At 74.2% G+C, this 25,747-nt stretch carries 26 protein-coding genes; 14 read left to right on the forward strand and 12 right to left on the reverse strand.

Annotated elements, in window-relative coordinates; translation table 11 throughout:
• Positions 1 to 81: 81 nt before the first annotated feature.
• Entirely contained in the window at positions 82 to 1,467 is a 1,386-nt protein-coding gene (locus ACFWP2_RS21435; protein ID WP_380453668.1) for an MFS transporter, read from the reverse strand.
• Entirely contained in the window at positions 1,464 to 2,054 is a 591-nt protein-coding gene (locus tag ACFWP2_RS21440; protein WP_380453670.1) for a TetR/AcrR family transcriptional regulator, read from the reverse strand. The genes ACFWP2_RS21435 and ACFWP2_RS21440 overlap by 4 nt, the downstream gene beginning before the upstream one ends.
• Positions 2,055 to 2,143: 89 nt before the next feature.
• Here ACFWP2_RS21440 and ACFWP2_RS21445 point away from each other — a divergent pair, with 89 nt between their 5' ends.
• Positions 2,144 to 2,308, forward strand: a complete 165-nt coding sequence (locus tag ACFWP2_RS21445) for a hypothetical protein (protein WP_380453672.1) — start codon at positions 2,144 to 2,146, stop codon at positions 2,306 to 2,308.
• Between the two features lie 164 nt (positions 2,309 to 2,472).
• Here ACFWP2_RS21445 and ACFWP2_RS21450 read toward each other — a convergent pair whose 3' ends face one another.
• The gene (locus tag ACFWP2_RS21450) at positions 2,473 to 2,652 is read right to left on the reverse strand and encodes an antitoxin (RefSeq protein ID WP_380453674.1); all 180 of its coding nucleotides are present in this window, start codon (positions 2,650 to 2,652) and stop codon (positions 2,473 to 2,475) included.
• Between the two features lie 153 nt (positions 2,653 to 2,805).
• Here ACFWP2_RS21450 and ACFWP2_RS21455 point away from each other — a divergent pair, with 153 nt between their 5' ends.
• Positions 2,806 to 4,440, forward strand: a complete 1,635-nt coding sequence (locus ACFWP2_RS21455) for a M28 family metallopeptidase (protein WP_380453676.1) — start codon at positions 2,806 to 2,808, stop codon at positions 4,438 to 4,440.
• A 280-nt stretch (positions 4,441 to 4,720) separates the two neighbouring features.
• Positions 4,721 to 6,127 (forward strand): dihydrolipoyl dehydrogenase, encoded by a 1,407-nt coding sequence (gene lpdA, locus ACFWP2_RS21460; protein ID WP_380453678.1) that lies wholly within the window; start codon positions 4,721 to 4,723, stop codon positions 6,125 to 6,127.
• A gap of 126 nt (positions 6,128 to 6,253) precedes the next feature.
• Here lpdA and ACFWP2_RS21465 read toward each other — a convergent pair whose 3' ends face one another.
• Together ACFWP2_RS21465 and ACFWP2_RS21470 are read right to left on the reverse strand one after the other, a co-directional pair.
• Complete coding sequence (locus ACFWP2_RS21465) at positions 6,254 to 6,988, reverse strand: sigma 54 modulation/S30EA ribosomal C-terminal domain-containing protein (protein ID WP_380453680.1); 735 nt, start codon at positions 6,986 to 6,988, stop codon at positions 6,254 to 6,256.
• Positions 6,989 to 7,138: 150 nt separating this feature from the next.
• A complete protein-coding gene (locus ACFWP2_RS21470) occupies positions 7,139 to 7,474 on the reverse strand; it encodes a GNAT family N-acetyltransferase (protein WP_380453682.1) in 336 nt (111 codons plus the stop codon).
• 179 nt (positions 7,475 to 7,653) lie between these two features.
• Here ACFWP2_RS21470 and ACFWP2_RS21475 point away from each other — a divergent pair, with 179 nt between their 5' ends.
• Entirely contained in the window at positions 7,654 to 7,977 is a 324-nt protein-coding gene (locus ACFWP2_RS21475; protein ID WP_380453684.1) for a hypothetical protein, read from the forward strand.
• Here ACFWP2_RS21475 and ACFWP2_RS21480 read toward each other — a convergent pair.
• Positions 7,879 to 9,138, reverse strand: a complete 1,260-nt coding sequence (locus ACFWP2_RS21480; protein WP_380453686.1) for an AI-2E family transporter — start codon at positions 9,136 to 9,138, stop codon at positions 7,879 to 7,881. The genes ACFWP2_RS21475 and ACFWP2_RS21480 overlap by 99 nt on opposite strands.
• Positions 9,139 to 9,370: 232 nt before the next feature.
• On the opposite strand from ACFWP2_RS21480, the gene ACFWP2_RS21485 reads away from it, so the two are divergent.
• Entirely contained in the window at positions 9,371 to 9,607 is a 237-nt protein-coding gene (locus ACFWP2_RS21485; RefSeq protein ID WP_380453688.1) for a DUF6296 family protein, read from the forward strand.
• 170 nt (positions 9,608 to 9,777) lie between these two features.
• Here the strand turns inward: ACFWP2_RS21485 and ACFWP2_RS21490 are convergent, their stop codons facing one another.
• From ACFWP2_RS21490 to ACFWP2_RS21500, 3 genes are all read right to left on the reverse strand, one after another.
• Positions 9,778 to 10,002: a hypothetical protein gene (locus ACFWP2_RS21490; RefSeq protein ID WP_380453690.1), complete on the reverse strand. Its 225-nt coding sequence runs from the start codon at positions 10,000 to 10,002 to the stop codon at positions 9,778 to 9,780.
• Positions 10,003 to 10,188: 186 nt separating this feature from the next.
• Complete coding sequence (locus ACFWP2_RS21495) at positions 10,189 to 10,644, reverse strand: DUF6343 family protein (RefSeq protein ID WP_380453692.1); 456 nt, start codon at positions 10,642 to 10,644, stop codon at positions 10,189 to 10,191.
• A 137-nt stretch (positions 10,645 to 10,781) separates the two neighbouring features.
• Complete coding sequence (locus ACFWP2_RS21500; RefSeq protein WP_380453694.1) at positions 10,782 to 11,234, reverse strand: hypothetical protein; 453 nt, start codon at positions 11,232 to 11,234, stop codon at positions 10,782 to 10,784.
• A 243-nt stretch (positions 11,235 to 11,477) separates the two neighbouring features.
• On the opposite strand from ACFWP2_RS21500, the gene ACFWP2_RS21505 reads away from it, so the two are divergent.
• A complete protein-coding gene (locus ACFWP2_RS21505; RefSeq protein WP_380453696.1) occupies positions 11,478 to 13,478 on the forward strand; it encodes a LamG-like jellyroll fold domain-containing protein in 2,001 nt (666 codons plus the stop codon).
• Between the two features lie 110 nt (positions 13,479 to 13,588).
• On the opposite strand, the gene ACFWP2_RS21510 is transcribed toward ACFWP2_RS21505, so the two are convergent.
• The gene (locus tag ACFWP2_RS21510; protein WP_380453698.1) at positions 13,589 to 14,275 is read right to left on the reverse strand and encodes a TetR/AcrR family transcriptional regulator C-terminal domain-containing protein; all 687 of its coding nucleotides are present in this window, start codon (positions 14,273 to 14,275) and stop codon (positions 13,589 to 13,591) included.
• Between the two features lie 85 nt (positions 14,276 to 14,360).
• Between ACFWP2_RS21510 and ACFWP2_RS21515 the strand changes: the two genes are divergently transcribed.
• The 3 genes from ACFWP2_RS21515 to ACFWP2_RS21525 all read left to right on the forward strand — a co-directional run bounded on the left by ACFWP2_RS21515 (position 14,361) and on the right by ACFWP2_RS21525 (position 18,569).
• Positions 14,361 to 15,764: an FAD-dependent monooxygenase gene (locus tag ACFWP2_RS21515; RefSeq protein ID WP_380453904.1), complete on the forward strand. Its 1,404-nt coding sequence runs from the start codon at positions 14,361 to 14,363 to the stop codon at positions 15,762 to 15,764.
• A 924-nt stretch (positions 15,765 to 16,688) separates the two neighbouring features.
• Positions 16,689 to 18,248, forward strand: coding sequence for a threonine/serine exporter ThrE family protein (locus tag ACFWP2_RS21520; RefSeq protein WP_380453700.1), 1,560 nt, complete (start codon positions 16,689 to 16,691; stop codon positions 18,246 to 18,248).
• Between the two features lie 165 nt (positions 18,249 to 18,413).
• Complete coding sequence (locus tag ACFWP2_RS21525; RefSeq protein ID WP_380453702.1) at positions 18,414 to 18,569, forward strand: DUF6131 family protein; 156 nt, start codon at positions 18,414 to 18,416, stop codon at positions 18,567 to 18,569.
• Positions 18,570 to 18,630: 61 nt separating this feature from the next.
• On the opposite strand, the gene ACFWP2_RS21530 is transcribed toward ACFWP2_RS21525, so the two are convergent.
• Positions 18,631 to 18,972 (reverse strand): hypothetical protein, encoded by a 342-nt coding sequence (locus ACFWP2_RS21530; RefSeq protein ID WP_380453704.1) that lies wholly within the window; start codon positions 18,970 to 18,972, stop codon positions 18,631 to 18,633.
• Between the two features lie 274 nt (positions 18,973 to 19,246).
• Here ACFWP2_RS21530 and ACFWP2_RS21535 point away from each other — a divergent pair, with 274 nt between their 5' ends.
• From ACFWP2_RS21535 to ACFWP2_RS21545, 3 genes are all read left to right on the forward strand, one after another.
• A complete protein-coding gene (locus ACFWP2_RS21535) occupies positions 19,247 to 19,888 on the forward strand; it encodes an L-threonylcarbamoyladenylate synthase (RefSeq protein WP_380453706.1) in 642 nt (213 codons plus the stop codon).
• Positions 19,889 to 20,067: 179 nt separating this feature from the next.
• Entirely contained in the window at positions 20,068 to 21,783 is a 1,716-nt protein-coding gene (gene ctaD, locus ACFWP2_RS21540) for a cytochrome c oxidase subunit I (RefSeq protein WP_380453708.1), read from the forward strand.
• On the forward strand, positions 21,780 to 22,175 hold the full coding sequence (locus ACFWP2_RS21545) for a cytochrome c oxidase subunit 4 (protein WP_360341745.1): 396 nt from the start codon (positions 21,780 to 21,782) through the stop codon (positions 22,173 to 22,175). The genes ctaD and ACFWP2_RS21545 overlap by 4 nt, the downstream gene beginning before the upstream one ends.
• Here ACFWP2_RS21545 and ACFWP2_RS21550 read toward each other — a convergent pair.
• Complete coding sequence (locus ACFWP2_RS21550) at positions 22,141 to 23,766, reverse strand: cytochrome bc complex cytochrome b subunit (protein WP_380453907.1); 1,626 nt, start codon at positions 23,764 to 23,766, stop codon at positions 22,141 to 22,143. The genes ACFWP2_RS21545 and ACFWP2_RS21550 overlap by 35 nt on opposite strands.
• Positions 23,767 to 24,056: 290 nt before the next feature.
• Between ACFWP2_RS21550 and ACFWP2_RS21555 the strand changes: the two genes are divergently transcribed.
• Both ACFWP2_RS21555 and ACFWP2_RS21560 read left to right on the forward strand, forming a co-directional pair.
• Positions 24,057 to 24,977 carry a GNAT family N-acetyltransferase gene (locus ACFWP2_RS21555; RefSeq protein ID WP_380453711.1) on the forward strand — a complete coding sequence of 307 codons (921 nt, stop codon included), beginning with the start codon at positions 24,057 to 24,059 and terminating at the stop codon, positions 24,975 to 24,977.
• 453 nt (positions 24,978 to 25,430) lie between these two features.
• On the forward strand, positions 25,431 to 25,634 hold the full coding sequence (locus ACFWP2_RS21560; RefSeq protein ID WP_380453909.1) for a cold-shock protein: 204 nt from the start codon (positions 25,431 to 25,433) through the stop codon (positions 25,632 to 25,634).
• Positions 25,635 to 25,747: the final 113 nt, after the last annotated feature.

Consider the following 25,747-nt stretch of genomic DNA (forward strand, 5'->3'; position numbering starts at 1 on the left):
CCGCCCGGTGGGCTCCGGCCGTGCGGCCGGTGATCGGACCGGTGATCGGACCGGCGATCGGCCCGGTGATCGGACCGGTGATCAGACCGGTGATCGGACCGGCGACCGGCCTCCGGGCAGCCGCGCGGCGATCAGCGAACCCGCACCGGCCACCGCCGCCATGGTCAGCGCGGACGGCGCGAGCGCCGCGCCGGGGTCCGCACGGCCGGCGGTGGTGGCGGCCAGGGCGATGCCCAGCGCCGGGCCGATGTTCAGGACGGTCTGCTGAAGGCCGCCCGCGACCCCGGCCCGGGTGGCGGCCGCACCCCGGACGACCATCGCGGTGGCGGTGGCCATCACCCCGCCGAAGCCGGCGCCGAGCAGCGCGAAACTGCCGCCGATCGCGACCGTTCCGGAGCCGCTTCCGAGCCCGGCGGTGAGCAGCGCCCCCGCGCTGATCAGCACCATCCCCGACAGCACCACCACCCGCTCGCCGTGACGCCTCGCCAGCCGGGCGGACCCGGGCGCCGCGAGGATCATCGTCACCGCGAGCGGCACCGCCCGCAGGGCGCTCCGCCAGGGGTCGAGCCCGAGCACGTCCTGGAGGTAGTAGGTGGCCGGGAAGAGCGTGCCCTGGAGCGCGGCGGAGGCGGCGAGCAGCACGACGAGCGGCGGCGTGACGGCCGTCGAGCGCAGCAGCGCGGGCGGCAGCAGCGGGTCGGCGGTCCGGCGTTCGTGTCGCACCAGCAGCAAGGCGAGGACCGCGGTCGTGGCGAGGCCGAGCGAGGGACCGGTCGACCAGCCGGTGTCCGGCAGCGTGACCAGGCTCTGCACCAGGCAGGCCAGCGCGAGCGCGAGCAGGGCCGCGCCGGGCAGGTCGAGCCCGCCTGCGCGCCCGGTAGTCGCGGAGCGGGCGTCGGGCGATCTCGTCCCGGCCGGCACCGCGAGGGCTGCCAGGAGGGCGGCCGCGGCGGGCAGCAGGCCCAGCAGGAAGACCGACCGCCAGCCGAACCGGGCGGTCAGCGCCCCGCCGATCAGCGGCCCCGCCGCGGCCGCGAGCCCGATGGCGGCGGTGCGGATCGCGATCGGCCCGGCCAGGCGGTCGGCGGGCCAGGCGGCGCGCAGCATGCCCAGGGTGGCGGGTTGCAGCAGTGCCCCCGCCGCGCCCTGGAGGACGCGCAGTGCGACGAGCCAGCCGATGCCGGGCGCGAGGGCGATCCCGACCGAGCAGGTGGCGAAGCCGGTCACGCCGAGCGCGAAGACCCGCCGGTGCCCGTACCGGTCTCCCAGGCGGCCGGCGAAGACCAGCAGGGCGGCGACGGTGACCAGGTAGCCGGTACTGGCCCACTGGACGGCGGCGACGGAGGCGTGCAGGTCGTGCCGGAGGGCCGGCTGGGCGACGGTCAGCGCGGTGCCGTCGACGGCGACGAGGACGGCGCCGGTGATGCTCGCGGTGAGGACCAGCCCCCGGTGGCGGCGCGGGCTCACCGCGGGGCCGGGCCGAGGTGGGCGTCCAGCACGGCGCGCAGCAGCGGCTCGACGGACTCGTCGCCGGTGATGAGCCGCAGGCTGCCCCAGGTGCGCAGCTGGGCGAGGCCGTGCAGGTTGGACCAGAGGGCGGCGGTGGCGGCGGCCGGATCGTCGCTCTGCGGGTGCACCTCGGAGACCAGCCCGACGAAGGTCAGGAAGAGCGGCAGGGTGATGCGGCGCAGTTCGACGCCGCTGCCCTCCAGCAGGTCGTGACGGAACATCAGCTCGAACATGCCGGGGTTGGCGGCCGCGAAGCCGAGGTAGGCGCGGGCGAGTGCGTCGAGGCGGGTGCGGGCGTCGGCGCCGGTGGTGGCGGCGAGGGCGTCGGCGCCCGCGAGGGTGTCGGTGAGCCTGCCGAAGCCCTGGCCGGCGATGGCGGCGAGCAGTTCGCGGTGGGTGGGGAAGTGGCGACGGGGCGCGCCGTGCGAGACTCCGGCGCGGCGGGCGATCTCGCGCAGGCCGAGCGCCTGGACGCCGCCCTCGGCCACCAGCTCGACGCCGGCCGCGACCAGTCGGGTGCGCAGGTCCTGTTCCTGTTCGGTCATGAAGACACTGTCTACCAGGCTGCGTAGACAGTGTCTACTCGCGGTCATGGGAGTGCGGTCGCGAGAGCGCTCCGGGCAGAATCGACCGCATGGACGGAGGCGGAGAGTCGGCCTGCTGGCTGGACCGGGTGTGCCCGGAGTGCGGACGGCTGCGCGAGCGGTCCGGACCGGGGCCCTGCGAGAACTGCGGCGCCGACGCCGAGGACGGGGGCGGCGGCCCGCCGGAGACGGAACCCGGGCGCCGAACCGGCTGAACCCGGCATCCAGCAGACGCCGAACCCGGCGCGCCACCGACGCCGAACCCCGGTCCGGCCGGTCGGCCGGACCGGGGCGGTGAGCCGGTCGGACCGTGCCGCGTGCGGCGCCGCCGAGAGCGACGCGTACGGCGCCCCGCTGAGCCGTTACGACTGCGGAGCCGCTAATGCTGGGGCGGCTGGTCGCGGAACTGGCTCTTGAGCTGCTCCTGGGCGGCGTCCACCTGACCGCTGTACTTGCCCTCGGTGCGCTGGTCGACGGCGTCGCCCGCCTTGTCGACGGCCTTGTCGGCCTGCTCCTCGTGGCCCTTCAGCAGGTTCTTGAGCTTATCCATCATGGACATCTGGTCACACTCCTGGATGAGACGCCCCCACCCCTCCAATATCACCGCGCGCGTCGCGACCCGCATCTCGCAAGGTCTGTGTAAAGGCTTGGCAACGGGATTCCGGTCATGTCCAATCATGACCCTCACGGCCCGTCGGAAGGAGTCTCCTTGATGCTGCGCACCCGTCGCTCCACCTCCTCGCTCGACCACCGTTCCGTCCCGGACGGCCCCGCCACCTCCCCAGGACGCCCGCGAACCGCCGTCACCCGGCGTGGTGCGGGCGCCGCCCTGACCGTCGCCGCCCTGGTCGCCCCGCTGCTGCTGGCCGGTGCCGGCAGCGCCTCGGCCGACCCGGACCCGGCGCGCAAGGGCGCCAAGCTGGCCTCCCGGCTGGTCGAGGCGAGCACCGCCCGGGACGCCCGGGCCACGCTGGCCGCGCTCCAGCTGATCGCGGACCGCAACGGCGGCACCCGGGCGGCCGGTTCGAAGGGGCACGACCAGTCCGCGCAGTACGTCTACGAGCAGGCACGGCGAGCCGGGCTCAAGGTGTCCAAGCAGGAGTTCGTCTACACCTTCTTCGAGGCCCGGTCCGAGCGCCTCGACGTGGTCTCGCCGAAGGCCGAGTCGGTGCCGGTGATCGCCATGACGTACTCGGTGAGCGGCCCGGACGGGGGCCTGACCGCGGACCTGGCGGTCGCTCCGGTCGGTGCCACCACCGGTTGCACGGCCGCCGACTACCCGTCGGGCGCCTTCACCGGCAAGATCGCCCTGATCCGGCGAGGCGGATGCCCCTTCGCCCAGAAGCAGGCCGCCGCGGCCTCGGTGGGCGCGACCGGGGCGATCATCTACAACAACACCGAGGGCACCCTCAACGGGACGCTCACCGATCCGACGGCGGGCAGGATCCCGACCGGCGGGATCACCCAGGCCGCGGGCGAGGCCCTGGCCGCCCAGGCCGCCGCCGGGCCCGTCCGGGTGACGCTGGACATCCGTACCTTCATGGAGCAGCGCAAGACCTGGAACGTCCTCGCCGAGACCCGCGGCGGCGACCCGGACAACACCGTGATGGTCGGCGCCCACCTCGACTCCGTCCCCGAGGGGCCGGGCATCAACGACAACGGCTCCGGCAGTGCCGGCATCCTGGAGGTCGCCAGGAACCTCAGTGTCCACCCGGTGAAGAACAAGGTCAGGTTCGCCTGGTGGTCGGCCGAGGAGTTCGGGCTCAAGGGTGCCGAGGAGTACGTGAACTCCCTCTCCGAGGCGGAGCGGAAGAAGATCAGCCTCTACCTCAACTTCGACATGATCGCGTCCCCCAACTACGCGCAGTTCGTCTACAACGGCTCGGGCAGCGCCGGCGGCGAATCCGGCCCCGAGGGCTCGGCCCAGCTGGAGCGGGACATCAACGGCTACCTGGACGGCCGGGGCCTGCCGCACGACCCGACCGCCTTCAACGGCCGTTCCGACTACGGTCCGTTCATCGACGCGGGCATCCCGGCCGGCGGCACCGACACCGGCGCCGAGAAGGTCAAGTCCCCCGAGCAGGCGGCCCGTTACGGCGGCACGGCCGGCGCCCCGTACGACGCCTGCTACCACAAGGCCTGCGACAACCTGGGCAACATCGACATGGGCGTGCTCGACGTCAACATCGACGTGATCGCGAACGCCGTCGGCACCTACGCCTGGGACCTCTCCTCGCTCCACCGGCCCGTCCCGGCCCAGCGGCCGGCCGCGAAGGCGGCGCCCGGCGCCGGCGCGACGGGTATCAGCGGCACCAGCGGCGACCGCTCCCGCGGGGTGACGGCCTGACGCCCGGGTGGGCCCGCCGCCGCTCCCGGCCGACGGGCCCACCCGACCGCCGTACCCGACCGCTCCGTCCTGGACCGCTCCATCCGGGACCTCCCTCCGTCATCGCCCCTGGTGGCCGTGGGTGCGATCACCGTAACGGAGGACACTGACAATCCGGCCCCGGGCCGGTACGGTGCCGCGCGGAGCGCATCCGCCGAGACCCGGTGGGTGCGCCGGGCCCGGTCCTGACACCATGGGACCGAGATCACGACACGGTGACATCCTCGGAGGAGTCAGCAACATGAGCACGCACTACGACGTCGTCGTCCTCGGCGCGGGCCCCGGCGGCTACACCGCCGCCGTCCGCTCGGCCCAGCTGGGCCTGAAGGTCGCGGTCATCGAGGCCAAGTACTGGGGCGGCGTCTGCCTCAACGTCGGCTGCATCCCCTCCAAGGCCCTGCTGCGCAACGCCGAGCTCGCCCACATCTTCACCAAGGAGGCCAAGACCTTCGGCATCAAGGTCGAGGGCCAGGTGACCTTCGACTTCGGCGAGGCGTTCCGGCGCAGCCGCTCGGTGGCCGACGGCCGGGTCAAGGGCGTCCACTACCTGATGAAGAAGAACGGCATCACCGAGTACGACGGCTGGGGCACCTTCGTCGACGACCACACCCTCCAGGTCGCGCTGAGCGGCGGCGGCTTCGACGTCGTCACCTTCGACCACTGCATCATCGCCGCCGGTGCCACCACCCGCCTGCTTCCCGGCACCAGCCTGAGCGACCGCGTGGTCACCTACGAGGAGCAGATCCTCACCGAGCAGCTGCCAGAGAGCATCATCATCGCCGGCGCCGGCGCGATCGGCGTCGAGTTCGCCTACGTGCTGCACAACTACGGCGTCAAGGTCACCATCGTCGAGTTCCTGGACCGCGTGGTGCCGCTGGAGGACGTCGAGGTCTCCACCGAACTGGCCAAGCAGTACCGCAAGCTGGGCATCGAGGTGCTGACCTCCACCCGGGTCGAGTCGATCGACGACAGCGACCCGAACGCCAAGGTCCGGGTCACCGTGACCAAGGACGGGCAGCAGCAGGTGCTGGAGGCCGACAAGGTGCTCCAGGCGATCGGCTTCGCGCCGCGGGTCAACGGCTACGGCCTGGAGAACACCGGGGTCAAGCTCACCGACCGCAACGCCATCGCCGTGGACGGCCGCGGCCGCACCAGCGTCGAGCACATCTTCGCGATCGGCGACGTGACCGCCAAGCTGATGCTCGCGCACGCCGCCGAGACGATGGCCGTGATCGCCGCCGAGACCATCGGCGGGGCGGAGACCATGGAGGTCGACTTCGTCATGATCCCGCGCGCCACCTACTGCCAGCCGCAGATCGCCTCCTTCGGGTACACCGAGGCCCAGGCGCGCGAGCTGGGCTACGACGTGAAGGTCGCCAAGTTCCCGTTCACCGCCAACGGCAAGGCGCACGGCCTCGGCCACCCGATCGGCTTCGTCAAGGTCATCAGCGACAACACCCACGGCGAGCTGCTCGGCGCCCACCTGATCGGCCCCGAGGTCACCGAGCTGCTGCCGGAGCTGACGCTGGCCCAGCAGTGGGACCTGACCGTCCACGAGGTCGCCCGCAACGTGCACGCCCACCCGACCCTGGGCGAGGCCGTCAAGGAGGCCATCCACGGCCTCGCCGGCCACATGATCAACATGTGACGACCGCCCCCGGGCACACGCCGCGCCCCCGACGAGCAGCCGTTCGGCGGGGGCGCGGTCCGGCTTCCGGGCCGATCGGCGGAGTGCGCCCAGGGCCCCGTGCCCGGCCGTGCCCGGCCGGGTCCGTCAGGCGTGTCCGGCGACCAGCCCGAGCCGGCCGTCGAAGCGGCGGTAGAGCACCCGGCCCCGGCCGGTGACCGGGTCCGCGAAGAACAGGAACGGCAGCTCCGCGCCCGCCAGCCGGTCGACGGCCTGCGCCCGCGTCAGCCGGGGCGCGCCGTACGGGCTGAGGGTGATCGGCGAGGTCCGGCGGCCCGCCGGCCCGGCGGGGACGGTACGGGCGAGGCGGTAGCCGGTCGGCCCGACCCGGTAGACCACGGCGTCGGTCTCCGTCGCCGGATCGGTGAACAGGTGGATGTCGTAGTCCATCGCGTCCATCGTCCGGGCGGCGGCCTCCGGCGAGCACCAGACCAGCGAGGGCTCCTTGTGCCGGACCACCCGGGGCTCGCACAGGGCGCCGCCGCCCGGCCCGGTGGGGGCCGCCGCCCGGTGGCCCGGCCACGGGCGCGGCGCCCAGGCCCCGGTGACGGCCCTGATCCGGCCGCGCAGCGCGTCGCTCACCCGGTCGAGCGCGTCGCCGAGCCCGACCGCGGCCTCCTGGACACGGATCCGCCGGCCGTCCACCTCGGCGTTCACCTGCGCCAGCACACCCCCGGCCGCGGTCGCGAGCCGGACCCGCAGGGCCTCCACCAGCGTCCCCACCCCGGGAGCCGCCGCCGCGGCGGCCACCCGGGCCCGTGCCTCGGCCAGGACCTCGCAGGTCAGTCCCTCGAACGCCCTCACCGTGACCAACTCGCCCATCCCCAGGCCCTTCCACTCCCAGCCGGCGCAGTACCGGCGACCAGGATCCCGGCCCCCCGGCCGCGCGGCCAGGGCCCAACGGCCCCCAACGGTGGGGCCGGGCGGACCAGCCGCGGCCCCGACCGGGGGAAGGGGCCGCCGCGGGCCCGGTCAGTGCAGCCGGGTGCGCAGCCAGCCCTTGACCTCCGCGGTGACGGGGTCGGTGATGTCGGCGAACTCCTCGTGCTTCAGCAGGAACTTGGCGACGTACGGGCAGATCGGCACGATCCGCCTGCCGGCCGCGCGCACGTCCGTCAGCGCCTCCTGCACCAGCCGCGAGGCGAGGCCCTGGCCGGCGAAGGCGTCGTCGATCTCGGTGTGGTAGAAGACGCGCTGCTGCTCGTGGTCCCGGTACTCGGTGAAGCCGGCGAGCTCGCCGTCGACGGAGATCTCGTACCGGTTCCGGTCGTCCGCCCGCTCGACGGCGACGGTGCTGGGAGTGGTCACGGGGGCCTTTCGGTCGCGGGGTGCCGCAGGAGCCGTGAGGGCCGCCTGTCGCACGGGTCTGCGGGAATCCTGCCAGGTCACCGCGGTCCGGGCCAGCCGCGGCCGGGTCGTCCGGCGGGTGTTACGGAACGCCCGGGACGGGCAGCCGCCTCCCTGTCGGGGGGCCGGAGGTGACGGCCATGGACGGGCCCGGGCTCTCCCGCCGGGAGCTGCGGATCCTGGTGGAGATCGAGGACGAACTGCGCGCGGACGGCCGGCTCGACCGCGCGATGCGCACCATGCGACGCGGGCCGGGCTGCCTGCTGGACCGCGCCCTGGGCCTCGCCGTGCGGGTGCCGGCCGCCGTGCTGGCGGTGCTGCTGGCACTGTCGGCCGGACTGCTGCTGGTCGCCGCCGACGCGCACTCACCCGCCGTGCCGGCCGCCTTCGCCCTGGTCTGGGCGCCCACCTTCGCCCTGTCGGCGACGAGACCGATCGCCCGCCGCAGGGGGCTGCGCCCCTGAGCGGCCGGGCGAGCCACGGGAGCGCAGCTCGCCGAGCACCGCCCAGCCGACCGACACCACCGGCACCGCCACCACCGCGCCCAGGACCCCCGCCAGCACGGCGCCGCCGGCCACCGACACGGCGATGGCCACCGGGTGGATGCGGACGGACCAGCCGAGCACCAGCGGATGCAGCAGATGGCCCTCGATCTGGCCGATGACCACGATCAGCGCGAGCACCAGCAGCGCGATCACCGGGCCGCGGGCGGCGAGCGCGACCACGGAGGCGATCGCCAGGGCGATCGGGGAGCCGATCAGCGGGACGAGCGTCGCCACGAACTCCAGCAGCATCAGCGGCATGACCAGCGGCACCCCCAGGATCGCCAGCGCGATGCCCACCAGCACGGCGTTGGAGGCCGCCACGATCAGCACGCCCCGGGTGTAGCCCGCGAAGGTGCGCCAGGCGGCGCGACCGGCACCGTCCCAGGCCGACCGGCTCCGCGCCGGCAGCTGCCGCTGCGCCCAGGACCACATCCGGTCGCCGGAGTGCAGGAAGAACACCGAGCAGAACACCGCGAGCGCCAGCCCGGTGACCAGCTCGACGATCCGGCCGGCGCCGCTGAGCGCGGTGCTGACCAGGGTGGAGCGGTGGGCCGAGATGAAGTCGCCGATCTTGGCGCGCAGGTCGGTGACGGTGCCGGGCCGCAGGTGGAAGGGGGCGCCGGTGAGCCAGCGGTCGATCCGGGAGAGCCCGCCGCGCAGTTCGTTGCCCAGCCTGGTCCACTCGTCGGCGACGGTCGTGCCGACCAGGGTCAGCACCCCGCCGATGAGCGCGATGGTGCAGAGGAAGGCGATCAGGACGGCCACCGAGCGCGGGGTGGCCCGGGCCAGCAGGTCGACCGGCGGGCGCAGCACGGAGGTGATGACCAGGGCCACGAAGAGTGCGACGACCACCAGCTGGAGCCGGGCGAGGACGTCGACGACCAGATAGGCGAAGAGCCCGAGCAGCGCCAGCCGCCAGGTGTACCCGGCGGCGGTCCGCAGTCCGGCGGGGACGCGCTCCCCGGACGGAAACGGGCCCCGGGCCCGCGACCCCGTTCGGGACCGGCGGGCCGACACCCGGGGACGGCGGCTGCCCAGCGGCACGGGCCGCCGGTCCGGTTCGTCGCCGTTGGCTCCCACGGGCGGTCTCCTCGGGCTCGGCCGGGTGTCCTCTCACGTCACGATGACCCATGCCGCGGCGGTTCGCTCTGTGGCGTCGGCGGATCCGGTCGCCCCGGCAGCGGGATTTCCGGCCCTTGCGGGTGTGGGCGCGCGGCGCCTGGGCAGGCGCTGGAGGACAGCGGTCCTCCGTGTACAAGCGGTCGGATGTGGGGAGAATCGATGACGCAGGCGGGGAGAGAAGGAGGCAGACATGAGAAGCCTCACGCGCCGTTACGCGGTGACGCTCCCCGGCCCGATCGGCGGGCATGCTCCACTGAGCGTGGTCGTCGTGCACGAGACGCAGAGCGTGGGGCCCGACGGGGGCCTGGTCTGGGAGAGTGCGGACGGCGGCCTGCGGGTGGAGATCACCGGTGAGGTGGCCACCGTCCTGGAGGCCCGCGGGACCGACAGCCGGCACCCGTGCCTGATGGCGGTGCCACTGCCCTGAGCACCCGGCCTGGCCGCGCTCCGGGCCGCGCGCCGGAAGGAAGCCGCGCGCCGGAAGAAAACCGTGTGCCGGAAGAAAACCGTGTGCCGGAACGAAGCCGCGTGCCGGAGCGACGGCGATGCAGCCGATACGGGAGCGAAGGCGACGAGGGCGGAAGTCGTGGCGGACGGTCACCGCGCGCTGGCGGCCAAGGCCTCGCGCACGGTGACCAGGCAGGGGTCGCAGTACCGGTCCGGCCCGGTCGCACCGTTACCGTCCGCTGCCGGGACGACGCGCTGGGAGGGTTCCAGGAACCGCCCGCAGAGCGAGGACGTCGCGTCGTCCTTCGCCACCACGTGCCACACCACGGCGGGTGGGGACACCGCCGGGTCGTGCTCGGCCCACATCTCGTACACGGCGCTACCTCCGGATCGCAGGGGGCTCGGTGACTCCATGCAAACCCGGGGTCTGCCGAACGGCCACCGGGCCAGACCCGGTGGGATGGTTGTGGCCCGGTGACGGTTGGGCCCGTCTGACGGTTGGGTCCGTCGCCGAACTCCTTCCGCTCCCGGCCGGCCTCGCCCGGCGGCGCGGGTACCCGCTCAGGCCCGGCGGTCGGCGCCCGGGCTCCCCGGAGCGCTGGTCTCCGCGTCGGCCCTGGTCCCCGAGCCGGAGGCGCCCCGGACGCCGCTGCGGCCGCGGCCCTGGCCGGCGGCCAGGCGGCGCCGGATCACCAGCAGGTCGAGTCCGGTGATGCCGGCGAACCCGGCGCACAGGGCGGCGAAGAAGGCGTACGTCCCCCGGTTGGGCGCGGGGCCCGGGCCGGCCAGCGCGGACAGCACGGCGAAGGCCGCCGTCCCGGCGACGAACAGGACCAGGAAGACCCGGGACAGCAGCCGCCGCAGCTCCAGGTCCGAGCGGGCGGTCACCGGCTCGGTGCCCCGGCGCACCGCCCGCTGGGGCCGCAGCTGAGGCGTCGTTCGCCCGGGGCCCTGCGAGGTGTGCGGGAAGTCGTGGCGCTCGCCGCCGCGGCGGCGCGCCCTGCCGCCGTGCTGCATGCCTGGTCTGCGTTGTACGGCCATGACGGCCCCCGAACGGAGTCGGCCGGTGGTGTTCCGTGACCGCGCCTACCCGGGTCCGGCATCGGCACACACGCGCCGCAAGCACATGCTCACCCGGACGCGCCCGAGGATGCTCACCCGTGCTGTTCGAGCCGCAGCCGGACCGCCAGCTGGGGCCCCTGCTCCGCGCGGCCCTCCTCGTGCGTCCGACAGAGTCCGGCGAGGGCGCGCAGCACCCGCTCGACGTCCTCGGGGCCGCCGAGCAGGTCCGCGGCGAGTCCGTCGGGCAGCGCGGGCGGCGGCCCCGGCGTGCCGGACCGGTGGGCGTCGAAGGACTGGGAGAAGCGCACCGACGGGCTCGGCGCGGGGCCGGCGGGGGTGCGGTGGATCCGGGGTTCGGCCACCACCCGGACGCCCTCCGAGGTCACGGTGGCGGGGTCCTCCCAGGCGTTGCCGATCCGGGTCCGGCCGCGCCCGGTGTGGGTCGGGAAGGCGGCCTCCAGCGCGTCGAGCACCGCCTCCGCCGACTCCCGGGGGCCCTCGCCGAGCCGTACCAGCACGTGTCCGGCCGCCAGGGGCAGTCCCATCGCAGCCACCTCCTCCGCCCCGGCGGCACGCGCCGGCCGGTGTTACCCCTTCCTTTCTACGGCCGCCGCGCGCGGGCGCGCACCCGGGCAGGTACCCCCGGGCGGCCCGGCGGGCGGTCCGTCGCCGCCCGGGTGCCGACGACCGCCGGTTCGGCCGCTGTTCAGCGGGGCGTGGTCCGGCCGATGATCCACGACCAATCCCGGTACCTACCGTCAGGGCCCACACCACTTCCGGGAGCGAACATGCACGACATCCAGGCGACCGAGCACGAGTGCGGCTGCCCGCGGACCGCCGACCTCGACGGGGAGGGGCCGGCCGCGGCCAGTCGGCGCCGATTCCTGCGCGGGGCCGGTCTGGTGGGCGCCGGGGTCGGCACCGCCGGTCTCGGTCTGCTCGGTGCGGCGCCCGCGCGGGCCGTCGGGGCCGAACAGGCCGCCGGGGCCGAACAGGCCGGCGGGGCCGGGGGGAAGCCGAAGCAGGGCAAGGGCAAGGGGCGTTGGCAGCCCGACCCGGACGCCCGGCAGTTCACCGTCGTCGTCATGCCGGACACCCAGTACCTGTTCGACCAGGACCGGATCCACCCGGCGCCGCTGGAGGCCTCGGTCCGCTACGTGCTGGACGGCGGGGTCAACCGGGAGGACGGGACGGACGACAACATCGTCTTCCTGTCCCACCTCGGGGACGTCACCGAGAACGGGCTGGCCGTCGAATTCGCCGCCGTCACCAAGGTGTTCGGCCTGCTGGACGACGCGGGCGCGGCTTACGGGGTGCTTGCCGGCAACCACGACGTCCGCTCCTCGACCGACGACCAGCGCGGCAGCACCCCGTACCTGGAGACCTTCAGCAAGGCCAGGGCCGCCCGCACCGCCGGGTACCGAGGTTCCAGCCCGGACGGCTACAACACCTGCCACGTGTTCCGGGCGGCCGGCCGCGACTGGATGGTGCTCTCCCTGGACTGGCGGCTCTCCGACGCGGGCTTCGCCTGGGCGAACGGGGTGATCGCGGCCCATCCGAAGGTCCCGGTGATCCTGACCACCCACGACCTGGCGTACGCCGACGACAGCGGCCGCGCCGAGCTGTCCGACAACGGGAAGCGGCTCTGGGAGCGGCTGATCGACGGCAACGACCAGGTCTTCCTGACCGTCAACGGGCACTACTGGCCGCCCGGGCGCACCGTGCTGAAGAACAGGGCCGGCCACGACGTGCACGTCCACATCACCAACTACCAGGACCGCTACTACGGTGGCGCGGCGATGATCCGGGCGTACCGCTTCGACCTCGACCGGGGCACCGTCGACGTGTCGACCTTCTCGCCGTGGATCCAGCAGATCGCGGCCGAGGAGCGCAACGCGCTGGCGGCCGAGCAGGTCGAACTGACCTCGGACGTGGACCGCTTCTCGCTCGCGATCGACTTCGACCGCCGGTTCGCCGGCTTCGCGCCCGTCCCGCGGCGCCCGGCGCGCCGGGCGAGCGAGCTGCTGGTGCGCGACACGCTGGCCTACTGGCGGTTCGACGGCGGTGGCGGGGACGGTGCGGCCGTCTCCCCGCAACAGGTCGTCAAGGACCTGAGCGGGCAGGGCAACGACCTGCTCTGGCAGGGCGCCCCGGGCACGCCCGAGGGTTCGCTCAGCTGGTCCGCCGAGCACCACCCGGACCAGCCGGGCCACGGCAGCCTGCTGTTCAAGGGCACCCGCTCGCCGGTGCGCGGCGGCTACCTCCAGACCGTGCCCACCGCGCCGCTGAACCGGGAGACCTTCGAGCGCGGGTTCACCGTCGAGGCCTTCTTCAAGCTGCCCGCCGACTGGGACTCCGCGCAGAGCCGCTGGTCCGCCCTGCTCAGCCGGTGGGGGACGAGCGGCGAGGCGGGCAGGAGCGGGCCCGGGACGGACGCCGACGAGCCGGTCGTCACGCTCAGCGTCTCCGAGGCGCCGGCCCTCCAGTGGTGCGTCTACCCGCTCAACCAGACCGGGGCGTCGACCAGTTGGGGCCACCAGCTGCCGCTGGACCGGTGGTGGCACGTCGCGGTGGTCAACGACGGGAAGCTCAGCCGGATGTACGTCGAGGGCTGCGAGGTGGCTCGCAATCCGGCGACGCCCGCGGTCGGGCTGGCCACCCTGGGGCGGCCGTGGATGCTGGGCGGCTACGCGTACGCGGGGGTGCTGGACAAGGTCTTCCACGGGTACGTCGGGGACGTCCGGATCGTGCGGCGGGCGCTGCGGGCGGGGGAGTTCATGACCGCCTGACCGCACTTCCCGACTGCCGGAGCAACGGACACCGCCGGGCCCTGACGCGGGCCCGGCGGTGCCGTTTCCGGAACGGCGAGTGGCGGGCGGCGTGACGGCGAGCGGGGCCGTCAGCCGAGCAGGGTGGCCTCGACCCCGGCGAGCACCGCCGCCAGGCCCTGTTCGAAGCCCTCGTCGAAGTCCTGGAACATCACCCGGCCCGACTCGGCGGCCAGCGGGTGGGCGGCCAGGCGCTCGGCGCGGGCGTCCACGTCGTAGCCCTCGCCGCCGTCGAAGGGGTTGGGGCCCATCGCCTGCTCCTCGACGACGTAGCCGATGGTGTAGCTGTAGGCGGTGTGCCAGGCCCGGGTGGCGGCCGTCGGGGTGAAGCCGGCCTCGACCAGCAGGCGCAGCGAGGCGTCCAGGCCGGCCGCGTAGCTGGTGTCGGTGAACCTGGCCCCGCTGTAGACCTTGGCGCCGTCGCGGTAGCGCAGCAGCTCGGCGCGCAGGGTGCGCATCGTCCTCAGGTAGCCCTCCCGCCAGTCGCCCGGGGCCGGGTCGCCGTCGGCCCGGGCGGCCGCGTCCGCCGCCGCGCCCGCCGCGGACCGGGCCGTCATGCGGCGCATCATCTCGGTCGCCATCTCGTCGAGCAGCGCCTGCTTGTCCTTGAAGTGCCAGTACAGCGCGGGTGCCTTGACGTCCAGCCGGGCGGCGATGGCGCGCAGCGTCAGGCCGTCGAGTCCGGCCTCGTTCAGCAGGTTCAGCGCGGTGTCGACGACCTGGGCGCGGTCGAGCTTGGGGGTTCTCTGCGGGGTCACGGTTGACAGTTTAACGCCGTTAAGTGCAGGCTGTGGGCAACGGCTACTTAACAACGTTAAGGAGGTTGCCGTGGCTTCTCGCGGCATGCACACGGACGTCCTGGTCGTCGGTGCCGGGCCCACCGGACTCGCCCTGGCGCTGGACCTCGCCCGGCACGGCGTCACCGCGCTCGTGGTCGAGCGCGGCGCGGAACTCTTCCCCGGCTCGCGCGGCAAGGGCCTCCAGCCGCGCACGCTGGAGGTGCTCGATGACTTCGGCGTGCTCGACCGGTTCCGCGCCGTCGCGGGGCACTACCCGCCCGCCCTGGCCTGGCAGGACGGCGAACTCCAGGGCGAGGAGCGGATGTACGACCCGACCGAGCCCTCCGAGGCCGAGCCGTACACCGAGACGCTGATGCTGCCCCAGTGGCGCACCCAGCAGGTGCTGTACGGGCGGCTGCGCGAGCTGGGCGGCGAGGTCGCGTTCGGGCGGGAGCTGGTCGGCCTGGCCCAGGACGAGGAGGGCGTGACCGCCGAGTTCGCGGCCGGCGGCCCGGTCCGGGCGCGCTACGTCGTCGCGGCGGACGGCGGGCGCTCGACGGTGCGGCGGCTGCTCGGCATCGGGATGACCGGCGAGACCGTCGACCCGGACCCGATGCTGGTCGCGGACGTCCGGATCGACGGCCTCGGGCGCGAGCACTGGCACGTGTTCCGCTCCGACGCGGGACTGCTGGCGATCTGCCCGCTCGGCGGCACCGAGGACTTCCAGCTGGTCGCCCAGTTCCCGGAGGGCACGGCCGTCGACCTCAGCCTCGACGGACTGCGCAAGGTGGTCGCGGCCCGCTCCCACCTGACCGCCGAGCAGGTCACCGAACTGCGCTGGATCTCCGAGTTCCGCCCGCGCGCGGCCCTCGCGGACCGCTTCCGGGCCGGCCGGGTGTTCCTCGCGGGCGACGCCGCGCACGTCCACTCGCCGGCCGGCGGCCAGGGCCTGAACACCAGCGTCCAGGACGCCTACAACCTGGGCTGGAAGCTGGCCGCGGTGCTGACCGGACGGGCGGGACGGGACCTGCTCGACAGCTACGAGGAGGAGCGCCGCGCCAACGCGGCGGCGATGCTGGAGCTGTCCACCCGGGTCCACCGCGGCGAGCAGCGCCGCGGCCGGGCGACCCAGCAACTCGGCCTCGGCTACCGGGAGTCCGCACTCTCGGCGGAGACCCGCCCGGACCTCCCGGCGGACGCCCTGCGGGCCGGCGACCGCGCTCCGGACGGCCGCCGGGGCGGGATCCGGCTGTTCGACGCCTTCCGCGGACCGCACTGGACGCTGCTCACCGTCGGCACGGACACGCCGCTGCCCGCCGTCACCGCCCCCGTGGTCCGCATCCCGGCCTACGGGGCCTACGGCACCGGCGTCTTCCTGGTCCGGCCGGACGGCTACGTCGGCTGGGCCGGTGCGACGGCCGACGGCCTCGCGGAGTACGCGGGCCGACAGGGGCTGCTCGCCCGCTGAGCGGCGGAGGCCGGTGGCGACGGGGACGTCCGCGTCGACCTGCGGGCCGGTGTGGGTCTCCTCGGCACCAGCAGATCTCCAGGACGGGGTCGGTCGACGCCTGTGCGGCGCTCGCCCCGGCCGCGCCGCAGGCCCCGGAGGCGCCGTTCGCCACCCATCTGCTGGGCCACCGGGACTGGGCGGGCGAGCAGCCGGCCCCGCCCGAGGTGCTCCACCGCTTCCGAGCTGGAGAGTCTGCTGGCACCACGTTTCTGACCGGGCGCTCCTCCTGACGTGCGCCGGGGCCGGCGCGCCCCGACGTCAGGCCTGCCCGGGGTGCGGTTGCGGAAGCGGCGGCGGATCGGGGTCGGGGAGCGGCTCCGGCGGCGGGAACGGGGGGATCGGGGGCGGCGCGGGGTCGGGCTCGCCGGGTCGTGGCGCGGGGTCGGGGCGCGGAATCGGCCGGGTGTCCGGATCCGGGGGCATCGGGACGGTCATCGGGGCACCTCCTCGGGTGGCGAACTCCGCTCGGCGGCCGAGCGTGCGGACGGGCCGGCCCCTGGTCCTCGCCTGGTCCTCGTGGAGCGGCCTTCGGCGCCGCGCCGCGCCGCCCGACCTCGTCGTCCGGCCTCGTCGTCCGGCCGGTCGTGGGGCGGACCCCAGAGCCCCGTCGGGCGCGCCGTCGGAGTCCTCGCACCGCCGCGTGTACCCGCGGACGCCGCCGCGAATCCGCCGGTCGGGGCCCTCGCGCGGCCCGCCCCGCAGCCCGGCGGCCGGCCGGCTCCCGCCCCCGAGGTCGGCACGCGCGGGGCGGTGGGGCGTGTACGGCGGGTCGTGCTCCGGTTCGGACGGGTGTGCCGGGTGTGGCGCGTTCGCCGCAGCATCACTCCGGGTAGTTGAACGGCTGCACGTTGTTGACGGAGGGGGTGGGGTCAGGGAGTCGCGATGACGGAACACGAGCAGCTCGGCGCGCCCGCCGGCCCGGAAGGGCGGCCCACCCGGCCCGAACGGGTGCCGCCCCAGGCCCCAGCGCCCGCCCGGCCCGAGACGAGCGCCCGGCCCGAGACGAGCGCCCGGCCCGAGACGCCCGCCCGGCCCGGACCGGACGGCGACGGCACCGCGGCCCCCTGGCCCGACATGATGCTGCCGCTGCTGCGCACCCCGACGGCCGACCGGCAGCCCGCGCCGGAGGTGGCCGGCGCGGACCCTCCGGCGGGCGTCGAACCGGCGCAGGTGCTGGACCTCGCGCTGCTGGTCGGCGAGCTGCTGCTGGCCAGCGGTGAGGCCGCGGAGGACGTCGAGGCCGCCATGCTCGCGGTCGCGCACGCCTACCGGCTCCACCCGTGCGACCCGCAGGTCACCTTCACCCGGGTGGCGATCTCGTACCAGCCCGGCCCGTCGGAGACCTCGCTGACGGCCGAGTGCTCGGTCCGCCGCCCGGCCGTCGACTACGCGCGGCTGGCCGCCGTGTTCAGGCTGGTCATCGAGATCTCCGCGGGCGGGATGGCCGTCCCCGAGGCGCACGACCGGCTGGTGGCGGCCCGCCGGCACAGCCACCGCTACTCAGGCCGGCTGTTCGTGCTCTGCTGCGGGGGGATGGCCGGGGCCGCCACGCTGCTGATCGGCGGCCGGGCCGACGCGAGGGCCTGGCTGGTGTTCGCGAGCGCCGTCGTCGCCGCGCTGACGGGCGAGCGGCTCTCGGCGCTGGTGGCGCGCCACGACCTCCCGGCCTTCTACCAGTTCGTGGTGGCGGCGGTGCCGGCCGCCGTGATCGGCATCCTGCTGTCGTTCAACGGGCTGCACCTGCGCGGATCGGTGGTGATCACCGGAGGGCTGTACGCGGTGCTGCCGGGATGGCCCATGGTGGCGGCGGCCCAGGACGGCCTGGCGGGCTTCTACCTCACCGCGGCCGCCCGGTTGCTCGAGGCGCTGTACCTGATGGCCGGCGTGGTGATCGGGGTGATGACGGTGCTCTACGTCGGCGTCAACAACGGCGCCGACCTCGCCGCCCAGGACGTCCCGCCCGGGGCGGTGAACCCGCCGCTGCAGCTCGCCGCCGCGGTGCTGCTGACCCTGGCGTTCGCGGTGCTGCTGAACACCGAACCGGGCACGCTGCCGGCGGTCCTGCTGAACAGCGCGGCCGGCTGGACCACGTACGGGGTGCTGGTGAACGCCGGCGGCGAGCCGATCCTGGCCACCGGCCTGGCGGCGGGGCTGGTGGGACTGTCCGGCCAGCTCATGGCGCGGTGCCGGGGCAGCTCGGCACTGCCGCACATCACCGCCGCGCTGGGGCCGCTACTGCCCGGCTCGGTGCTGTACTTCGGGATGCTCGCCTTCGTGCGGGGTGAACCCGAGGTCGGGCTGAGCGGCATCGGGCGGGCCGGCGCGATGGCCATGGCCCTCGCCATCGGCGTCAACCTGGGCCGCGAGCTGGCCCGGCTCTTCCTGCCAGCGCCCCGGGTGGTCGCACCGCGCCGCCGCCGGCGCGGCCGCCACCGGCGTTGACGGGGAACGGCGGACCGGGTTTGCCCCGGCGGCAGCGCGGTACACGCGTGGGGTGTGGAGAACGGGCCGGACAAGGCCGGTCCCGCTTCCCGGGGACGGTCCCGGCGGGTACGAGCCGACGAGGCCGCCCCGTCGAACAGCCGCCCGTCAACCCTGGAGACCCTCGTGATAGTCCTCGGCGTCATCCTGCTCATCATCGGCTTCGTCGCCGGCATCTCGTTCCTGTGGACCATCGGCATGGTGCTGGTCGTCATCGGTCTGGTCCTGTGGGTCGCCGGAGCTCTCGGGCACGCCGTCGGCGGCCGCCGCCATTACTACTGACCGCGCCTGACCGCGGTTCAGTGCCGCGCGCCGACCGTTCGACACACCGGGGCCGCCCCGCTCAGGGGCGGTCCTCGTGCAGCCCGCAGAGCCAGGCCAGTGCCAGATGGACGCCGAGCACGTAGCTGTGGTCCGACCCCTGGGCGCGGGCCCGGTGGAGGTGGACGGCGGCGGCCTGGCACTCGGCCAGCAGCTGGGCGTGGCACGGCCCGGTGGCGCCGGCCGTGGCGGCGGCGGTGACCGGGGCCGCGACCTGGGCGCCGGCGGCCCACCGGTAGGCGCCGAGCACGCCGTGCTCGAAGCCGCTCCAGGGCCGCGGGCGCCGGTTGACCTTGTCGATCGCGGCGAACACCTCGTCCACCGGGCGCACTCCCACGGCCGGGACGGTCTCGTCACTGGTCATGTCCGCAACCTACGTCCGCCCGCGACCGCCCGCCCCCGGGGACGGCGGCCCGGTACGGCGCCGCCGCCCCGCGCCACCCGAGCGGCCGAGACCGCCGAGGCCGCCGAGGTTGCCAAGGCCGCCGAGCTCGCCGATCCGGCCGGGGGCCCACCCGGCCCGGGCCCGCCCCGGCCGCGGGACCGGGACGGGTAGGCTGACCAGGACGTGTCCGGTCGGAGAGGTGGCCGGGCCGGAGGAACGGTGCGGGCCGGCGGCCCGCCGGTGGAGACCCCTGATGACTCGTCGTTTTGACTGCTCGAACCCGTCCGAGCGCGCAGCCGGGCTGCGCGAGGCCGTGGCCGCGGTGCGCCGCGGTGAGCTGGTCGTGCTGCCCACGGACACCGTGTACGGCGTGGGCGCCGACGCCTTCGCGCCGGAGGCGGTGGACCGCCTGCTGCGGGCCAAGGGCCGGGGGCGGAACATGCCCTCGCCGGTGCTGGTCGGCTCCCCGGAGGCGCTGGACGCCCTGGTCGAGGTGACGGAGCGCGCGCGGCAGCTGGTCAAGGAGTTCTGGCCGGGCGGGCTGACGGTGGTCGCCCGTCACCTGGACTCGGTCGAGCTGGACCTCGGCGAGACCGGCGGGACGGTCGCGGTGCGGATGCCCGCGCACCCGGTCGCCATCGAACTGCTCAACGCCACCGGGCCGTTGGCCGTCTCCAGCGCGAACCTGACCGGGCACGAGTCGCCGCAGGACTGCGACGCCGCCCAGGGCATGCTCGGCGACTCGGTGGCCGTCTACCTCGACGGGGGCCCGACCGCGGCCGCCGTGCCCTCCTCGATCGTGGACGTCACCGGCGAGGTGCCGGTCCTGCTGCGGGCGGGCGCGATCGGCGCCGAGCGCCTGCGCGAGGTGGTCCCCGACCTGCGGGAGCGCTGAGCCGACGGCTCGTGGACGGCGGCGCCACCCGGTCGAAGGGCCGTACCGCGTGGCGCCCCGGCGGCCGGGGCCGCCGCCGCTAGGGTCGGCGATGGCGTGCGAGGGCGGGCCCTCCGCCGGGCCGGGGAGGGGGACGGCGCCGCGACCGGGGGCGTCACCGGCTCCGCTGCGGAGGTTCCATGAGCGCTTCGTCCACCGCGCCGCCCCGTGAACGGGATCGCACCCGGGCGCGGGTCCGGCAGGGCAGCACGCTGCTGCGCTGGCTGTTCACCACGGACCACAAGGTCATCGGGAACCTCTACCTGGCGACGGCCTTCGGCTTCTTCCTGGTCGGGGGCCTGCTCGCGCTGCTGATGCGGGCCCAGCTGATGGGGCCGGACACCGGGCTGCTGTCGAACGAGCGGTACAATCAGCTGTTCACCATGCACGGCACGATCATGCTGCTGCTGTTCGCCACCCCGACCTTCGCCGGGTTCGCCAACGCGATCATGCCCCTGCAGATCGGCTCGCCGGACGTCGCCTTCCCCCGGCTGAACGCCTTCACCTACTGGGCCTTCCTGCTGGGCGGCCTGATGGTGCTGAGCGGCTTCCTCACCACCCAGGGCGCGCCCTCGTTCGGCTGGTTCGCCTACGCGCCGCTGAACGGGCCGGTGTTCTCGCCCGGCGCGGGCGGGGACCTGTGGGCGCTCGGCCTGGTGGTGGCCGGCCTCGGCACCATCCTGGGCGCGGTCAACTTCATCACCACCATCACCTGCCTGCGGGCGCCGGGCATGACGCTGTTCCGGATGCCGGTCTTCACCTGGAACGTGCTGTTCACCTCCGTCATGGTGCTGCTGGCCTTCCCGGTGCTGACCGCCGCGCTGCTCTGCCTGGAGGCGGACCGCAAGTTCGGCGCGCACGCCTTCGACGCGGCCAACGGCGGGGCGCTGCTGTGGCAGCACCTGTTCTGGTTCTTCGGCCACCCGGAGGTGTACATCGTCGCGGTGCCGTTCTTCGGCATCATCAGCGAGATCATCCCGGTGTTCAGCCGCAAGCCGCTGTTCGGCTACTACGGCATGATCGGCGCGACCATCGCCATCACCGCGCTGTCCATGTCGGTGTGGGCGCACCACATGTTCGCCACCGGTCAGGTGCTGCTGCCGTTCTTCTCGATGATGTCCTTCCTGATCGCGGTGCCCACCGGGGTGAAGTTCTTCAACTGGATCGGGACGATGTGGAACGGCTCGCTGTCCTTCGAGACCCCGATGCTCTGGTCGATCGGCTTCCTGGTGACCTTTCTGTTCGGCGGGCTGAGCGGGGTGCTGCTGGCCGCGCCGCCGATCGACTTCCACGTCACCGACAGCTACTTCGTGGTGGCCCACCTGCACTACGTGCTGTTCGGCACGGTCGTCTTCGCCACCTTCGGGGGCTTCTACTTCTGGTGGCCGAAGATCACCGGGAAGATGCTCGACGAGAGGCTGGGCAAGGTCCACTTCTGGATCCTTTTCGTGGGGTTCCAGACCACCTTCCTGGTGATGCACTGGCTGGGCGCCCAGGGGATGCCGCGCCGCTACGCGACCTACCTCGCGGTGGACGACTTCACCGCCCTGAACGTGTGCGCCTCGATCGGTTCGTTCCTGCTCGGGATCTCCCACCTGCCGTTCTTCTACAACGTCTGGACGACCACCAGGTACGGCGAGAAGGTCGCCGAGGACGACCCGTGGGGCTGGGGCCGGTCGCTGGAGTGGGCGACGTCCTGCCCGCCGCCGTCGCACAACTTCCACGCGCTGCCCCGGATCCGCTCCGAGTCCCCGGCCTTCGACCTGCACCATCCGGAGGTGCCGCCGGAGGAGACGTCGGGCGGGGCCTCCGGCGTGCCGCACGGCCGCACCGGCGGGCGGGGGAGCGGGCGGTGAAGGCGGAGGGGTGGCTGTTCGCCGTCATGACGGTGTTCTTCGCGGTGACCGGGCTGGTCTACGGCTTCTGGGCGCAGGAGCCGGCCGGCAAGGCGATCCTGACGGTGGCGTTCCTGATGTCCGGCCTGGTCGCGCTGTTCTGGTTCGTCCAGCACCAGCGGCTGGGCGGCGGCCGGGCACAGGACCGCAAGGAGGCCGAGATCGCGGAGGCCGCCGGGCCGGTCGGATTCTTCCCGGCCCGCAGCGGCTACCCCGTCCTCGCGGCGGTCGGCGTGACGGTCTTCGCCCTGGGGCTGGTCTTCGCCCGGTGGCTGATCGTGGTCGGCGCCCTGGTGCTCGCGCTCGCCGTCGCCGGCTTCATCTTCCAGTACCGCGACCACGGCGCGGGCTGAGCCGGCGCAGCAGCCGCCGGAGTGGGCCGCCCGGGGCCGGTTCGGGCACCCGGACGGCGGGGGGAGCGGGGTGGGCCGGGGCGGTGAGGACGGCCACCATCTGCTCCGACTCCCGCTCGGTGGAAGGGAGTTCGACCCGGTCGCGGTGGAACCAGGAGCTCGCGGCGGCCCGTACCCGTTCGTGCCGCGGCGCCCCCTCGGGGGCCGCGACCGGCTCCGCCGCGGAGCGCGCCAGCAGCACGTAGCGCTCGGCCTGCGGCATCGGGCGGTGGTGGCCGGAGAAGCCGCCCTCGTGCGACTGGTCGATCCGGCCGGTCTCGTCGCCGTCCAGCAGCCGGTCGCGGTCCCGGGCCTGCAGGGCCAGGCACAGGCGCCGGGTGAGCACGAAGACCACCGGCGGCAGCACGATCAGCGCCGTGCGCAGCACCACGGTCAGCGCGTTGACGGAGAGCCCGAAGGCGTACGCGATCACGTCGTTGCCGCCGGCGATCAGCAGCACCGCGTAGACGGTGATCCCGGCGGTGCCCAGCGCGGTGCGGGTGGGCCGGTTGCGCGGGCGGTCGCACAGGTGGTGCTCGCCGGTGTCGGGGTCGAGCCACCGCTCGACGAAGGGGTAGGCGTACAGCGCCGCGAACAGCAGGCCGGGCACCACCAGGGCGGGCAGCAGCACGTTCCACGACACGGTGTGCCCGAGCACCCTGGTCTCCGCGGCCGGCATCAGCCGCAGCGCCCCCTCGATGAAGCCGATGTACCAGTCCGGCTGCGCGCCCGTCGCGACCACGTCGGGGCGGTAGGAGCCGTACCGCCAGACCGGGTTGACCTCGGCGAGGAAGGCCGACAGCGCCATCACGCCGCCCACCGCGAACATCAGGCCCACCGTGCGGGTGAGGAACTGGGGGAAGAACGGCATCCCCACCACGTTGCGGTTGGTGCGGCCGGGGGCGGCCCAGTGGGTGTGCTTCAGCACCACCACCAGGGTCAGGTGCGCCCCGACCAGGGCCAGCAGCAGGCCGGGGACCAGCAGGACGTGCAGGGTGAACAGCCGGGGGATGATCTCGTGGCCGGGGAACTCGCCGCCGAAGGCGAACAGGGTGAGGTAGCTGCCGACCAGCGGCACCGAGAGCAGGACGCCCTCGGCGATCCGCAGTCCGGTGCCGGAGAGGGTGTCGTCCGGCAGCGAGTAGCCGGAGAACCCCTCCAGCAGCGCGAGGTTGAACAGCGTCACCCCGATCACCCAGTTGAGCTCGCGCGGGCGGCGGAACGCCCCGGTGAAGAACACCCGCAGCAGGTGCACGCCGATCGAGGAGACGAACAACAGCGCCGACCAGTGGTGAATCTGACGGATCATCAGTCCGCCCCGCACCTCGAAGCTGATGTCCAGGGTGGACGCGTACGCCTCGGACACCCGTACGCCGCCGAGCGGCAGGTAGGCGCCCTGGTAGACGACCTCGTTCATGCTCGGCCGGAAGAAGAGCGTCAGGTAGACGCCGGTCAGCAGCAGCACCACGAAGCTGTACAGCGCGAGTTCGCCGAGCAGGAAGGACCAGTGGTCGGGGAAGACCTTGCGCAGCAGCTCCCGACCCCCCTCCATGACCGGCAGCCGTGCGTCCAGGCGGGTCGCGACGCGCTCGCCGGCGGACGGCTCGCGCCCGCTCGAAGCCCTGGTTTCGTCCACGGCAGGAACCTAGTGGGCCTCGCGGCGCGCGGAGCGGCCGAGCGCCGCGCTTGCCGTGGCGGGCCCCGGCAGAGCACTCCAACGGCGGAACGGGCGCGGGGCGGTGGTACGGCCGGGCGTCGCGGGGCGGTTCGCGAGCGGCCGTTGCGGGGCGGTTCGCCGGCGGCCGTTGCGGCGGAGCCGCGCGGGGAAGGAGCATGGTCGGCATGGTGCGACCGAGGAACGTCATCGACTGCGGGGCCTTCGCGCTGCGGCGCTGGCGGGGGCAGAGCGACTTCGCGGCGGCCTTCACCCTGATCGAGGAGTCCCTGACGCACCTACGCCCCTGGGAGCCCTGGGTGGCCTCGCACGACGAGGAGCACACCCGCGCCCTCCTCGCCCGCTGCGACACCTGGTGGGCGAGCGGCGAGGTGTACACCTACGCGATCGCCGAGGACGGCGTTCCGGTCGGCATGTGCCAGGCCGTCCGCGCGGACGAGCCCGGCGGCCGGCGCGTCGGGTACTGGCTGCACCCGGCCGCCACCGGCCGGGGCCTCGCCACCCGGGCGGTGGCGGCACTGGCCGAGGAGATGTTCACGCTGCCGGACATGGTATACCTGGAGATCGTGCACGACCCGGCCAACACCGCCAGCGCCGCCGTCGCGCGCCGCCTGGGCTTCACCGAACTCCGGCGGGAGCCCGCCGCGTTGCCGCTCGCCCCGGCCGGCAGCGGGACCGCCGTGGTCCGGCGGCTGGACCGGCCGCGATACCCCGTGGCCCTCCCGCCCGCCGACGGGGACAATGATCAGGTGAAGGACGCTCCCACCGCGCCGACGCCCGTCGTCCTCGGCATCGACGACCTCCGACCGCTCCCCAGGGCCACGCGGATCGCCCGCACCAGCCGCGAAGGCGTCCGGCTCCTGGAGGAGCACCGTGACGGCTACATCGACGAGCTGTGGCTCGACCACGATCTCGGGGGCGACGACACCATCATGCCGGTGGTGACCCTCCTGGAGGAGGCCGCCTTCCACGGACGGCCCTTCCGGATCGGAGTGGTCTTCGTGCACAGCTCCAATCCCATCGGCGCCGAAACCGTCGTCCGGTCACTCGTGCACTGGAACTACCGCGTCCAGCGGGCCACGGCCTAGCTCCGGCCGCGCTTCTCCCCGGCCGGTGCCCGGTTGGGCCGACCGGCGGGGGAGAAGCGCGGCCGGAGCGCGGTGCGTCCATCGCGCCGTCCCACTCGCCTCGCGCTGCCGAGCACGACGGAAACGGCTCTTCGCCACTTCTCCAGCGGCAGTGCTCTGTGCGCACACTTGATGTGCCGCGGCAACTCCGAAGGCCCGATGGATCATCAGGTCGATTCGGGAATTCGCACGGTGAACTGCACGCGTTTCGGCCTCCGCCACCCGACGGTCCGGCCGTTCCCCCGACCCGGAGGTAGGCAGATGTCCTTTCCCACCCTCGTGCGCGGCCGCGTGGCGGCCTTCGTGTGCGTGCCCCTTCTCGCCCTCGGTGCCCTGGCGGCGGCGGGGGTCCCGGCATGGGCGGACACCGGGCGGGCGGCGTCCGTGCGGCCGGTGGAGGCCCGCCGGGCCCTGATCAACTTCGGAACCGTGAAGTGGTTCAACGCCGAGAAGGGATACGGGTTCATCACGCCGGACATCCCCGGTCCGGATGTCTTCGTCCACTACTCGAACATCGTCGGGGGCGGGTTCCGGACCCTGACGGAGGGCGAACGGGTCGAGTACCAGCTCGAGGACGGTCCCAAGGGTCCGCAGGCCGTCAACGTCATCCCCCTATAGCCGGCTCCGCCGGGGGCGCCTCGGTGCCGGGGGGGGGGGGCCGCCCCGCGCGGCCCCCCGCCCCCCCCCGCACGCGTCGCTCAGCCCCCCCCCCACCGCGCCCTCAGCTGTCT

The organism is Kitasatospora sp. NPDC058444, assembly GCF_042721415.1.
Classification (GTDB): Bacteria; Actinomycetota; Actinomycetes; order Streptomycetales; family Streptomycetaceae; genus Kitasatospora.

Excerpts from the sequence above, each read along its gene's own strand:
- ACFWP2_RS21495 (WP_380453692.1), bottom strand. The coding sequence starts at position 10,644 with ATGCAGCACGGCGGCAGGGCGCGCCGCCGCGGCGGCGAGCGCCACGAC.
- ACFWP2_RS21515 (WP_380453904.1), top strand. The coding sequence starts at position 14,361 with ATGCACACGGACGTCCTGGTCGTCGGTGCCGGGCCCACCGGACTCGCC.
- ACFWP2_RS21505 (WP_380453696.1), top strand. The coding sequence starts at position 11,478 with ATGCACGACATCCAGGCGACCGAGCACGAGTGCGGCTGCCCGCGGACC.
- ACFWP2_RS21530 (WP_380453704.1), bottom strand. The coding sequence starts at position 18,972 with ATGACCAGTGACGAGACCGTCCCGGCCGTGGGAGTGCGCCCGGTGGAC.
- ACFWP2_RS21485 (WP_380453688.1), top strand. The coding sequence starts at position 9,371 with ATGAGAAGCCTCACGCGCCGTTACGCGGTGACGCTCCCCGGCCCGATC.
- ACFWP2_RS21535 (WP_380453706.1), top strand. The coding sequence starts at position 19,247 with ATGACTCGTCGTTTTGACTGCTCGAACCCGTCCGAGCGCGCAGCCGGG.
- ctaD (WP_380453708.1), top strand. The coding sequence starts at position 20,068 with ATGAGCGCTTCGTCCACCGCGCCGCCCCGTGAACGGGATCGCACCCGG.
- ACFWP2_RS21520 (WP_380453700.1), top strand. The coding sequence starts at position 16,689 with ATGACGGAACACGAGCAGCTCGGCGCGCCCGCCGGCCCGGAAGGGCGG.
- ACFWP2_RS21550 (WP_380453907.1), bottom strand. The coding sequence starts at position 23,766 with ATGGAGGGGGGTCGGGAGCTGCTGCGCAAGGTCTTCCCCGACCACTGG.
- ACFWP2_RS21455 (WP_380453676.1), top strand. The coding sequence starts at position 2,806 with ATGCTGCGCACCCGTCGCTCCACCTCCTCGCTCGACCACCGTTCCGTC.
- ACFWP2_RS21555 (WP_380453711.1), top strand. The coding sequence starts at position 24,057 with ATGGTGCGACCGAGGAACGTCATCGACTGCGGGGCCTTCGCGCTGCGG.
- ACFWP2_RS21475 (WP_380453684.1), top strand. The coding sequence starts at position 7,654 with ATGGACGGGCCCGGGCTCTCCCGCCGGGAGCTGCGGATCCTGGTGGAG.
- ACFWP2_RS21465 (WP_380453680.1), bottom strand. The coding sequence starts at position 6,988 with ATGGGCGAGTTGGTCACGGTGAGGGCGTTCGAGGGACTGACCTGCGAG.
- ACFWP2_RS21445 (WP_380453672.1), top strand. The coding sequence starts at position 2,144 with ATGGACGGAGGCGGAGAGTCGGCCTGCTGGCTGGACCGGGTGTGCCCG.
- lpdA (WP_380453678.1), top strand. The coding sequence starts at position 4,721 with ATGAGCACGCACTACGACGTCGTCGTCCTCGGCGCGGGCCCCGGCGGC.
- ACFWP2_RS21500 (WP_380453694.1), bottom strand. The coding sequence starts at position 11,234 with ATGGGACTGCCCCTGGCGGCCGGACACGTGCTGGTACGGCTCGGCGAG.
- ACFWP2_RS21450 (WP_380453674.1), bottom strand. The coding sequence starts at position 2,652 with ATGTCCATGATGGATAAGCTCAAGAACCTGCTGAAGGGCCACGAGGAG.
- ACFWP2_RS21440 (WP_380453670.1), bottom strand. The coding sequence starts at position 2,054 with ATGACCGAACAGGAACAGGACCTGCGCACCCGACTGGTCGCGGCCGGC.